We start from the raw sequence: 11,542 nt of genomic DNA, 5'->3' as shown, positions 1-11,542 counted from the left end.
CACCGCCCGGACGTGAAAACGGCGACGCGCGGGCGTCGCCGTTTCTTTACGGGCCGGCGCAGGCCGCACGGCTTTGCGCGCCCGCGGCGTTCACCGCGCCGTCAGACGATACCCTTCTTGCGGGTCGACAGCGCGGTTTCCGACAGGTCGATCTCGCGCAGCAGCTTCGTCAGCGTCTCGTCCGAAATCTTGCTCTCGCTGCGCAGCCGGTACAGCGCCGAGCGCTCCGCGCGCACCGCCGCGATCCGCATCTGCAGTTCCATCGTCTCGGACTGTTTCGCTTCCGCGCGCGGCGTCGGGCCATCGTCGGCGAGCGCGGTGAGCCGGCGGCGATACTGGTCCATCACGCGCGCGGAGATGTCCGCGCAGCGTGCGGCGCCCGATTCGTCGAGGTCGGTCGCGATCGCGTCGTGCGACGAATCGATCGCGCGAATCGCCGCCTGCGCGGCAGCCGCGCGCGCGATGCGCTCCTCGTCGGCGAGCGGGTTGCGCGTCGAACGCACGCCGCGCAGCAGCAGCGGCAGGCCGATCACCGCGACCACCAGCGACACGAGGATCACCGCCGACGCGATGAAGATCGCGGTGTCGCGGCCGGGCAGCGGCACGCCGTCGCGCAGCGCGACCGGGATCGACAGCACGCCGGCGAGCGTAACCGCGCCGCGCACGCCGCCGACCGTCATCACCGCGATCGTGCGCACGCCGGCCATCGTGCCCGCGAGACCCTGGCGCGCCGCGCGCCGGCTCGCGAACCAGCGCAGCAGCCACACCCACAGGAAGCGGATCGCGTACAGCGCGAGCGTCATCGCGACGACGTTGAACAGCATCCGGCCGAGCAGCGCGTCGCTGGTGTGGTGCGCATCGACGAGTGCGCGGCCGATGATGTGCGGCAGCTGCAGCCCGAGCATGATGAACACCATGCCGTTGAACACGAACTCGATCATCGCCCAGGTGCTTTCCGCGCGCACGCGCGACGCGACCGTGCTTTTGCGCGAGAAGCTCGTGTAATTCATCATCATCCCCGCCGCGACGGCCCCGAGCACGCCCGACAGTCCGAGGTGCTCGGCGATCAGGTAGGCCGCGAACGGCACCAGCAGCGTCATCACGATGCCGGGGGCCGGATCGCCTTCCTGCTCGGCGTTCAGGAAGCGGGTCGACACCGCGCTGAATATCCACGACACGGCCGCGCCCGTCGCGAGCCCGCCGGCGGCGACGATCACGAAGGTGAGCGATGCGTCGCGCAGCGAGAACATGCCGGTCAGCGCGGCGGCGACCGCGAACTTCAGCGCGACGAGGCCGGACGCGTCGTTCATCAGCGCCTCGCCTTCGAGGATGTGCATCAGCTGCGGCGGGATCCGTCCCTTGCCGGCGATGCCGGACAGCGCGACCGCGTCGGTCGGCGACAGCACGGCCGCGAGCGCGAACGCGATGGCGAGCGGCAACTCGGGAATCAGCCAATGCGCGAAGTACCCGACTGCGAGTACCGTCATGAACACGAGCCCGAACGCGAGCATCAGGATCGCGCGGCGCTGCAGGTACAGCTCGCGTTTCGGAATCCGCCAGCCGTCAGCGAACAGCAGCGGCGGAATGAACAGCAGCATGAAGATTTCGGGATCGAACGTGACGTGCAGGTTGAACTTCGGCCACGCGAGGATCGCGCCGAACGCGATCTGCATCAGCGGCAACGGCAGCCGCAGCGGCAAGGTGCGCGTCAGCGCGCCGGACAGCGCGACGGTGAGCAGCAGGATCAGGACTGTGAAGACGATTTCCATCGATACGGCGCATGCGGGAAATGAAACGACCGTACGGAGTTTAGCGTGCCGGCGTGACCGCTGCGCTCGAGTGCGCCGGTGCGGATGCCTCAAAACGGTGCATCGCGGCTGCGCCACGCTGGTGCGGCAGCCGTGCGCAACCGCGCGGCGGGCGTCGTCGCGGCTTGCACGGAGCTTGCTTGATGCATGGCTGCCGTCCGGTCCCGACCGGAAAACCGAGGGTTGATCCATGATATTTCCATGCCGCGCGCCGTCCGGTTCGTCAGCCGCCGCGTTCCCCATGCAAACCGCTCCGAGGAGGAAGGTATGACGATCGTGCAACAGGAGCGTCCGGCCGCTGCGTCGCCATACCGGTTCGAGCGCGAGGTGAGCTCCGGCTTCGAGCGCCTCGCGACGCGGCATCGCGACCTGACGCTCACGACCGTGTTCCAGCCGATATTCAGCCTGTCGCATCAGCGCGCGGTCGGCTACGAGGCGCTGCTGCGCGCGCACGACACGCTCGACCGGCCCGTGTCGCCGCTCGACGTATTCGGCGACGCCGCGCGTCACGGCGAGCTGCTGCAGCTCGACCGGCTCGCGCAGGCGCTGCATCTCGAGAATTTCGCGCTGCTCGGCGCGGAGCGCGAGTGGCTGTTCCTGAACGTGCATCCGGGCGTGCTGACCGATCCGTTCCAGGCCGCCGCGCTGCTCGCGAACCTGAAGCGGCTCGGCGTGCCGCCGCGCCGCATCGTGCTCGAGGTGCTCGAACAGCGCGCGGACGACATCGAGCGGCTCGCCGACGCGGTGCGCGCGTTCCGTGCGCAGGGCTTCCTGATCGCGCTCGACGATTTCGGCGCGGGCCACTCGAATATCGAGCGGATCTGGCAGCTCGACCCCGACATCGTGAAGCTCGACCGCATCATGCTGTCGCACGCTGCGCACCGCACCGGGCCGAGCGCGATCCTGCACGGGCTCGTCACGCTGCTGCACGAGGCCGGCAAGCTGGTGCTCGTCGAAGGGATCGAGACCGAGCACGAGGCGCAGATCGCGCTGTCGTGCGAAGCCGATTTCGTGCAGGGCTACTACTTCGGCCGCCCGGCGCCGGGGCTGCCCGACAGCGCGGCCGCGACGGGCTGCATCGTCGAGCTGACCGAGCGTTATCGCCAGCAGGCCGACGCGCGCGAGCGGCGCGATGCGCAGCGTCTCGTGCCCTACCTGCGTGCATTCGAGCGCGCGGCCGAACGCCTCGCGGCAGGCGAGCCGCTCGACGAGGTGTGCTGGAACTTCCTCGCGCTCGACGACGCGGCGCGCTGCTTCCTGCTCGACGCGCAGGGCCGGCAGGCCGGCCGCAACGTCGTGCTGCGCGCCGATCGCGCGCTGCGCGAGGCGCGTTTCTCGCCGCTGTCGGACGCGCAGGGCGCGAACTGGCTGCGGCGGCCGTATTTCCGCACCGCGATCGCCGAACCCGGGCGCGTGCAGGTGACGCGCCCGTACCTGTCGATCAACGAGGTGCAGCCGTGCGTGACGCTGTCGGTCGCGGTGCGGGTCGGCGATGCGCAGCGCGTGCTGTGCGGCGATATCGACTGGGCCGAGGACGCCGCCGACGCGAATTAGGGCCGGCTTGCGGCAGCGATCGGCTGACGGGTGAGCGCGCGGCGTGCCGGAGGCCGCGCCCGGATGCGCCCGGCGCCGCACGCCTGCGCGACGTCGGCGTGCGCCGCACCCGCGCCCGCACGCTGGCGCCGTTCGCGCCGCTCGGCTAGGATGCGCGAATCCCTCCGACGATTCGCGCCCTGCCCATGAACCGAACCGCCGCTTCTTCCGTTCTGCTCGAAGTGATCGCCACGACCGTCGGCGATGCGAAGGCCGCCGCCCGCGCGGGCGCCGACCGTCTCGAACTCGTGACCGCGATCGGCGAAGGCGGGCTGACGCCGAGCGTCGGTCTGGTCGAGGCCGTCGTGGCGGCCGTGCCGATTCCGGTCAACGTGATCGTGCGGCCGCACAGCCGCTCGTTCGTCTACGACGCCGACGATCTGCGCGTGATCGAGCGCGACGTGCGCGCGGCCGTCGCGGCCGGCGCGAACGGCGTCGTGTTCGGCGCGCTCGACGCGCGCGGCGACATCGACCTCGACGCGCTCGCGCGCATCGCCGCGGCCGCGGACGGCCGCGCGCTCACCTTTCATCGCGCGTTCGACGTGTCGCGCGATCTCAACGCCGCATTCGATGCGCTGCTGCGCGTGCCGGCCGTCACCTCGGTGCTGACCTCGGGCGGCCGTCCGTCGGTGCTCGATGCGGTGGCGACGATCACGCGCATGGTGCGGCAGGCCGCCGGCACGACCTGCACGGTGCTGGCCGGCTCCGGCCTCACGCTCGACGCGGTTGGCGATTTCGTGCGGGCCACCGGCGTGCGCGCGGTGCATTTCGGTTCGGGCGTGCGCCCGCGCGGCGAAGTGCTGGCGCCGGTCGACGAAACGCTCGTCGCGAAGGTGCGCGCGACGCTCGACGGCGCCGCGCAGCACGTGTGACGCGGTCGTTCCCGCACCGTCACGTGTTCCGCACGAACCAGGTGCGCTTCGCGCTGCCGAGCAGCGCGCGATAGACGAGCCACGACACGGCGAAGGTCGCCGGCGCCGACAGCGACGCGGCAAACCCGCTCGCCTGGTTCAGCGCGAGCCCGGCGAACGCACCCGCGAACCACGCGGCGAGCCCGCCCGGGTTGAAGGTCGGCACATGCGCGTCGCGGCATTCGACGTCGTCGCCGACGAGTTCGCCGTAGCGCGCGGACAGGATATGCGCGAGCGCGACGCCGACCCACGCGACGACGAAGATGCCCTGGTACGCGAGCGCCTGCAGGATCCGCGAGAAGATGTCGGCCATCATCAGCGCATAGACCACCGCGCCGACCACCAGCGCCCACACGAACTTCGGCGCGCGCAGGCCGGCCACTTTCTGGAAGAACGCCTGCATGTTGACCGTCGCGAGGTAGTAGTTCGCGGTGTTGATGCGCGACTGCGTGACCCATACGAACAGCAGGCCCCACAGCCCCATCAGCTTCAGCAGCGCGAGCACGACCGAGACTTCGGACAGCGTACCGAGCCCGGGAATCGTGCCGACCAGATAGATGCCGGCCGCGCCGTTCAGCAGGAACGTGACGAGGTAGAACGGCATCCCGAAGTTGAAGCGGCCGTGATAGCGCGCGTCCTGCCTGCGGCCGAAGCGCGCATAGTCGAACGTGAACATCATCAGCACCCACACGCCCATGTAGTAGACGAAGCAGTGCCACCAGCCGCCAGCCGGCGCGCCGCCGGCCGGGCCGACGTCGAGCCACGCGGCGTGATAGCCGTATTCGGCCGTCGCGAGCCCGACCGCCGCGAGCAGCCCGAGCAGGTAGAACGGCAGCAGCACGCCGTTGAACTTGTCGAGCCAGTGCTGCACGCTGCCGAACACGAGCGGCACGCTGTAGCCGACGACGAGCAGCGCGGCCCATTTGTAGTCGAGCGCCGGAAACAGGTGATGCGCGGCGATCGCGATCACCGAGCCTTCGAACACCGCGTAGTAGATCGCTGTCGCGAAGAAGATCAGCGTCGCGAGCGCGGCGCCCGCGCTGCCGAACAGCACGCGCGAGAACAGCGCGACCGACAGCCCCGTGCGGATCGCGTAGCGGCTGATGATCGCGTTGACGGCGCCGTACGACACCACCGACAGCGCCATCCCGATCAGCGCGTTGCGCGCGCCGTAGGCGAGTGCGAGCGTGGCGCCGACGACGATGTAGAACACCGCGCTGCACACGGCCCACCACGCCATCGTCAGCGAGAAGGGCGGCATGCGCGCGTGATCGGGAATGGCGAGCGTCGACAGGTCGAGATCCTCGTCGGTGCGGGCCTGAGCCAGGTTGGCCATGAGCGTGCTCCTTGGTGAGCGAAACGGCGAACGACGTCGCGGCTGCGGCGCATGCGCTCCGCAGGGTTGCCCCGACGTCGGGCGGGCAACCGGTCCGGCAGAAACAACGCGCGAGCGTCCCCGCCGCGCGGCGCGCGGCTGCGCGGGCGGGAAACGAAATACGAAAGGCGGAAAACGACCGCTGGGGCAGCGGTGCTGCGGCGGCAAGCGCCCGGCGCGGCGGCCGGGCGTCCTGCGCTCAGTCCTGCAGCACGGCGTGCAGCAGCGCGAGGCGTCGCTGGTACTCGCGACGCGCGGCGAGCGCATCGGCCATCGTCACGCGCACGAAGCGCGCGCGATGGTTGGGCTGCATCTGGCCGATCAGGTCCAGGTCGGCGCTGATCACCGTGCCGATCGTCGCGTAGCCGCCGCCCGACACCGCGTCGCGATGCAGGATGATCGGCTCGAGCCCGGCCGGCACCTGGATCGAGCCGATCGGGTAGCACGCGTCGACGATGTTCGACGGATCGGCGCCCGCGCCGAACGGCTGCTCGCGCGGCCTGAACTGCAGCGCGCGACCGTTCTTGTAGCGATAGCCGATGCGGTCCGCCTCGGGCGCGACCGTCCATTCGTCGTCGAAGAACGTGTGCGCCGATTCGTCGCTCAGACGGTAGTGGTAGAGGCCGGTCAGCACGCGCAGCTCGACCTGGCTGTCGAGCGGCCGGCACACGGCCGGCGGCAGCTCGAGGCCTTCGCGGGCCGACCCGCGTGCCGCGCCGACCGGCAGCCGGTCGCCTTTCTGCAGACGCCGGCCCGCATGGCCGCCGATCGCGCCGAGTGCATACGTCGAGCGGCTGCCGAGCACGACCGGCACGTCGATGCCGCCCGCGACCGCGAGATACGCGCGCGCGCCGCCCTTCACGTAGCTGAACGACAGCACGCTGCCCGCGCGGATGCGCAGCGCGACGTTGCAGCGCTGGCCGACGCCGTCGATCTTCGGCGTCATCTCCGCGCCGGTCACGGCGATCAGCGCGTCGGTGTGGAACAGCAGCTCGGGACCGAGCAGCGTGCATTCGAGCACGGCTGCCTGCTCGGGATTGCCGACCAGCAGGTTCGCCGCACGCGACGCGTACAGGTCGAGCGAGCCCGACGGCGGAATGCCGACGTGGTAGTAGCCTTGCCGGCCCAGGTCCTGGACCGAGGTCGCGAGGCCGGGCTTCACGACCTCGATCAGCTTGTGCGCGTCAGCTTGCATGCAGCACCTCGACGAGAGAACGGTTGTACGCATCGGGATCGCGCCGGAACGCGTCGAGCGAGAATTTCACGGGGCGCACGCGCAGCGAGAACGTGCCGGCTTCGACGGCCGCGACGGCCGCGTCGTACGCGGCGCGATCGATCGGCTGGAACTTCACGATGTCGCCGGGGCGGAAGAACACCATGAAGTCGCGCAGATAGTCGAGCCGCTGTTCGGGATCGAAGATCGGCGCCGGCGTCACGCCGAACATCTGGTAGCCGCCCGCGCCGCGCACCGAGTAGATACAGCCGAAGCAGCCGCCGTGGCCGACCGTCAGCTTCGGCGTGTCGGTGCGCGGCCGCAGGTATTTCGGCACTTCGAGCTGGCGTTCGCGCTCGACCATCTGGTACATGAACGGCAGGCCCGCGACGAAGCCGACCATCGACACGAACCACGGCGCGCCCGAATGCGCGGCGATGAAGTCGTCGACGTCGCGCTTGCCGTTGATGCGCGCCGCGTATTCGAGATCGGTCGACGACGGATCCTGATGGCGCTCGCGGAACCGCATCATCGTCTCGTGCGTCCACGGATCGTTGTAGAGCACCGGCACCTCGACGATGCGCGTGTCGAGCTCGAGCGACGCTTCGCCGACGTCGGCCTCGATCGACTTCAGCAGCGCGACCAGCGCGTCGGGCGCGAGCGTGTCCGGGTCGTAGCGCACCTGGTAGGACGCGTTGGCCGGGCAGATCTCGGTGATGCCGGGCACCGCGCGGCGCTGCAGCTCGCGCGTGATCGCGGTGCCCTTGAAGAAGGCGTCGAGCGACATCGCTTCGCTGATCTCGACGAACACGAACTCGTCGCCGCCGAACGTATAGCGGGTCGTCACAGCGCCTCCCCGACGCGCGTCGCGTCTGCGTTTGCGTTTGCTGATTCGGATCCGGAGGCGGGTGCGGACCGGCTCGCCGCGACAGCCGCAGCGTCGAGCGCCGCACGCCATCGCGGCATCCACGCCTCGAGGAAATTGGTGTGATAGCGGCCGGCGCGGACGTCGGCGTCGGCGAGCAGCGCGGCGTGCAGCGGCGCGGTGGTCTTCATGCCGTCGACCTGCAGTTCGCCGAGCGCGCGCGACAGACGCTGCAGCGCCGCCGCACGGCTCTCGTCGTGCACGATCAGCTTCGCGAGCAGCGAGTCGTAGAACGGCGGCACGACGTAGCCCGGATAGAGCAGCGAGTCGACGCGCACGCCGGGGCCGGTCGGCCACACGAGCGCGTCGATCCGGCCGGGATTCGGGCGGAAGTCGTGCAGCGGGTCTTCCGCATTGATCCGGCATTCGAGCGCCGCGCCGCGCATCGCGATGTCCTGCTGCGCGAAGCGCAGCGGCTCGCCGTCGGCGATGCGCAGCGTTTCGCGCACGAGGTCGATGCCGGTGATCGCTTCGGTCACGGGATGCTCGACCTGGATGCGCGTGTTCATCTCGATGAAGTAGAACTCGCCGCGCGCGTCGTCGAACAGGTATTCGAGCGTGCCCGCACTGCGATAGCCGACTTCGCGCGCGAGACGCGTCGCCGATGCGCACAGCTCGGCGCGCAGCGCCGGCGTCAGCGACGGCGACGGCGCTTCCTCGAGGATCTTCTGGCGGCGGCGCTGCAGCGAGCATTCGCGTTCGAACAGATGGACCACGTCGCGCCCGTCGCCGAGCACCTGCACTTCGATGTGCCGCGCGCGCGCGATGAAGCGCTCCAGATAGACGCCGCCGTCGCCGAACGCGGCCTGCGCCTCGCGCTGCGCGAGCGGCAGCTCGGCGTCGAGCTGCGCGGCGTCGTGCGCGACGCGGATGCCGCGCCCGCCGCCGCCCGCGGCCGCCTTGATCATGACCGGATAGCCGATGCGCGCCGCCACCTCGCGCGCGGCGTCGAGCGACTGCACGACGCCGTCGCTGCCCGGCACGGTCGGCACGTTGGCGCGCCGCGCGGTGTCGCGGGCGCGCGCCTTGTCGCCCATCGTCGCGATCACCCGCGCGTCCGGGCCGACGAAGATCAGGCCGGCCGCTTCGACCTGCGCGGCGAATGCGGCGTTCTCGGACAGGAAGCCGTAGCCGGGATGGATCGCGTCCGCGCCGCATTGCCGCGCGGCATCGAGGATCGCGGCGGGATTCAGGTAGCTCTTCGCCGCATGCGACGAGCCGATGTGGATCGCTTCATCGGCCATGCGGGCGGCGAGGCTGTCGCGGTCCGCATCGCTGACCACGGCGACTGCGCGCATCCCGAGCTCGTGCGCGGCGCGAATCACGCGCACCGCGATTTCGCCGCGGTTCGCGACCAGCACGGTGCGGATGCGCGACGGGCGATAGAACGCGTCGCAGGAGGTTGCCGGATTCATCGCATCACCCCTCGATCCGCATCAGCACCTGTCCCGCGTCGACCGGCTCGCCGTCCTCGACGAGCAGCTCGACAACGCGCCCCGGCACCTCGGCCTCGATCTCGGTGAACTGCTTCATCACTTCGACGAGGCCGACCACGGCGCCGGCGGCCACCGTCGCATCGAGCGCGACGTAGTAGTCCGCATCGGGCGCCGGGCGCCGGTAGAAGGTGCCCGGCAGCGGGCTGACGATGTCGTGCAATGCCATCTTTTTGTCTCCTTGAATCAGTGTTGCGCGGCGAGCGGCTGCGGGCCGGCGGTGCGGATGCCTTCGCGGGTCAGCGCGTCGCGCGTTTCGCGCACGAGCGCGAGCGCGCCCGGCGTGTCGCTGTGGATGCAGACCGAATCGAAATCGATGTCGATGTCGTCGCCGTCGACCGTGCGTACCTTGCCGTCGATGCACGCACGCAGCACCTTGTCGGCGACCTGGCGCGGGTCGAGCCGGCCGACGCGGCGCGTAAACACGATCGAGCCGCTGCGGTCGTAGTCGCGGTCCGCATAAAACTCGCGCACCACCGGCTGGTCGTATTCGGCGGCGACGCGGCAGGTGGCCGACGCTTCCATGCAGTACAGCAACAGGCCCGGATCGATGCGCTGCAGCGTCTCGATCAGCAGCCGCGAGAACGTCTCGCTGGCGGCCGCGTGCATGTACAGCGCGCCGTGCGGCTTCACGTGCTGCAGGCTCACGCCGTTCAGCCGCGCGAACTCGCGCAGCGCGCCGAGCTGATACACGATGTCGTTGACGAGCGCCTGCGGCGATTCGGCGATCGTGCGGCGGCCGAAGCCGACCAGGTCGCGAAAGCCCGGGTGCGCGCCGATGCCGACGCCGGCGTCGCGCGCGAGCTGCACCGTGCGCGCCATGATGTTCGGGTCGCCGGCATGAAAGCCGGTGGCGATGTTCGCCGAGCTGATCAGCGGCATGATCTGCTCGTCGACGCCGTCGCCGATCGTCCACGGGCCGAAGCCTTCGCCCATGTCGGAATTCAGGTCGACGCTGTGCTTCCTCATACGGTGTGTTCCTCCAGGTTCTCCGGTTCGCCGGCGTCGGTGCGCGTGTCGAAACCGTGTTGAAGCGAGGTTAGCCGCGTGGGGCGAGTCAAAATAGTTCTATTTTTATATGCCAGGGTATCGATTTTTTCGATATCGCCGAAAACGGCCCGCCAGGGCTGCTGAAGCAGGGACGGCAGGGTTTTCACGAAAGCCGGCTCAGCGTCGCGGCACGGTTGATATGATGTTTATCGCGCCTCCATCAGTTTTCCGTCGACCATGGCCCTGACCCTCAGACAGCTCAAGTACTTCGTCGCGACCGCCGAACTCGGCCAGATCTCGCAGGCCGCGATCCAGCTGACGATCTCGCAGTCCGCGGTGACGAGCGCGATCAAGGAGCTGGAGGACAGCCTCGGCACGCAGCTGTTCCTGCGCACGTCGGCAGGCGTCACGCTGACCGATACGGGGCGGCGCTTCCTGAATCATGCGTACGCGATCCTGTCGTCGGTCGACGAGGCGATGCGGATCCCGAACCTCGAAAGCACGCTGACGGGCACGCTGGCGATCGCCGCGAGCTACACGGTGCTCGGCTACTTCCTGCCGCATCACGTGCTGCGCCTGAACACGCTGTATCCGCGGCTGACGATCCATCTGCACGAGCTGAACCGCGAATCGATCGAGGAAGGGCTGATCGCGGGCCGCTACGACATGGCCGTGCTGCTGACGTCGAACGTGTCGAACCCCGAACTCGTGCTGGAGCCGGTGATCCATTCGGTGCGCCGGCTGTGGGTCGGCGCGCATCATCCGCTGCTCAGGCGCGAGAGCGTGACGTTCGCCGAGGTCGCGCGCGAACCGTTCGTGATGCTGACGGTGGACGAGGCCGGGCAGACGGCGATGCGCTACTGGAACGAGACGCCGTACCGGCCGAACGTGATCCTGCGCACCTCGTCGGTCGAGGCCGTGCGCAGCATGGTCGCGAACGGCACCGGCGTCGCGGTGCTGTCCGACATGGTGTATCGGCCGTGGTCGCTCGAAGGGCGGCGCATCGAGACGATCGTGCTGCGCGACCCGGTGCCGCCGATGAGCGTCGGCCTCGCATGGCGCAAGAATATCGAGCTGAGCCCCGCGATGCACGCGGTGCGCGATTATTTCCGGCACACCTTCATGGAGCCGAGGGCGGTCGGCGGCGGCGCGTGAGCGCGGCACCGTGCCGGTGCGCGCGAGCCGGACGGCAACGAAAAAGCCGGGACGGATCCCGGCTTTTTCGTTTAGAGGA

General features: G+C 69.7%; 11 protein-coding genes. 3 read left to right on the top strand and 8 right to left on the bottom strand.

Annotated features, from left to right (window positions below):
- Window positions 1-101 precede the first annotated feature (101 nt).
- Window positions 102-1,769: a Na+/H+ antiporter gene (locus tag BST28156_RS17900; RefSeq protein WP_174902941.1), complete on the bottom strand. Its 1,668-nt coding sequence runs from the start codon at window positions 1,767-1,769 to the stop codon at window positions 102-104.
- A gap of 306 nt (window positions 1,770-2,075) precedes the next feature.
- Here BST28156_RS17900 and BST28156_RS17895 point away from each other — a divergent pair, with 306 nt between their 5' ends.
- Together BST28156_RS17895 and BST28156_RS17890 are read left to right on the top strand one after the other, a co-directional pair.
- Window positions 2,076-3,362 carry a sensor domain-containing phosphodiesterase gene (locus tag BST28156_RS17895; RefSeq protein ID WP_174902940.1) on the top strand — a complete coding sequence of 429 codons (1,287 nt, stop codon included), beginning with the start codon at window positions 2,076-2,078 and terminating at the stop codon, window positions 3,360-3,362.
- 185 nt (window positions 3,363-3,547) lie between these two features.
- Window positions 3,548-4,273 (top strand): copper homeostasis protein CutC, encoded by a 726-nt coding sequence (locus BST28156_RS17890; RefSeq protein WP_040128356.1) that lies wholly within the window; start codon window positions 3,548-3,550, stop codon window positions 4,271-4,273.
- 19 nt (window positions 4,274-4,292) lie between these two features.
- Here BST28156_RS17890 and BST28156_RS17885 read toward each other — a convergent pair whose 3' ends face one another.
- From BST28156_RS17885 to BST28156_RS17855, 7 genes are all read right to left on the bottom strand, one after another.
- Complete coding sequence (locus BST28156_RS17885; RefSeq protein WP_060246667.1) at window positions 4,293-5,648, bottom strand: purine-cytosine permease family protein; 1,356 nt, start codon at window positions 5,646-5,648, stop codon at window positions 4,293-4,295.
- Between the two features lie 238 nt (window positions 5,649-5,886).
- Window positions 5,887-6,882, bottom strand: a complete 996-nt coding sequence (locus tag BST28156_RS17880) for a 5-oxoprolinase subunit C family protein (RefSeq protein WP_174902939.1) — start codon at window positions 6,880-6,882, stop codon at window positions 5,887-5,889.
- Entirely contained in the window at window positions 6,872-7,747 is an 876-nt protein-coding gene (locus BST28156_RS17875) for a 5-oxoprolinase subunit B family protein (protein ID WP_060246671.1), read from the bottom strand. The genes BST28156_RS17880 and BST28156_RS17875 overlap by 11 nt, the downstream gene beginning before the upstream one ends.
- Window positions 7,744-9,240 (bottom strand): acetyl-CoA carboxylase biotin carboxylase subunit, encoded by a 1,497-nt coding sequence (locus tag BST28156_RS17870; RefSeq protein ID WP_174902938.1) that lies wholly within the window; start codon window positions 9,238-9,240, stop codon window positions 7,744-7,746. The genes BST28156_RS17875 and BST28156_RS17870 overlap by 4 nt, the downstream gene beginning before the upstream one ends.
- A 4-nt stretch (window positions 9,241-9,244) precedes the next feature.
- Window positions 9,245-9,487, bottom strand: coding sequence for an acetyl-CoA carboxylase (locus BST28156_RS17865; RefSeq protein ID WP_174902937.1), 243 nt, complete (start codon window positions 9,485-9,487; stop codon window positions 9,245-9,247).
- Window positions 9,488-9,504: 17 nt separating this feature from the next.
- Entirely contained in the window at window positions 9,505-10,287 is a 783-nt protein-coding gene (locus tag BST28156_RS17860; RefSeq protein ID WP_174902936.1) for a 5-oxoprolinase subunit PxpA, read from the bottom strand.
- Window positions 10,284-10,475 (bottom strand): hypothetical protein, encoded by a 192-nt coding sequence (locus tag BST28156_RS17855; protein WP_174902935.1) that lies wholly within the window; start codon window positions 10,473-10,475, stop codon window positions 10,284-10,286. Before BST28156_RS17855 ends, BST28156_RS17860 begins: the two co-directional genes overlap by 4 nt.
- A 70-nt stretch (window positions 10,476-10,545) precedes the next feature.
- Between BST28156_RS17855 and BST28156_RS17850 the strand changes: the two genes are divergently transcribed.
- The gene (locus BST28156_RS17850; RefSeq protein ID WP_040128345.1) at window positions 10,546-11,463 is read left to right on the top strand and encodes a LysR family transcriptional regulator; all 918 of its coding nucleotides are present in this window, start codon (window positions 10,546-10,548) and stop codon (window positions 11,461-11,463) included.
- Window positions 11,464-11,542 lie beyond the last annotated feature (79 nt).

Source organism: Burkholderia pseudomultivorans (assembly GCF_902499075.1).
Classification (GTDB): Bacteria; Pseudomonadota; Gammaproteobacteria; order Burkholderiales; family Burkholderiaceae; genus Burkholderia; species Burkholderia pseudomultivorans.
Note: the sequence above shows the minus strand (reverse complement) of the source record. Positions and strands in the feature narration are given on the sequence as shown.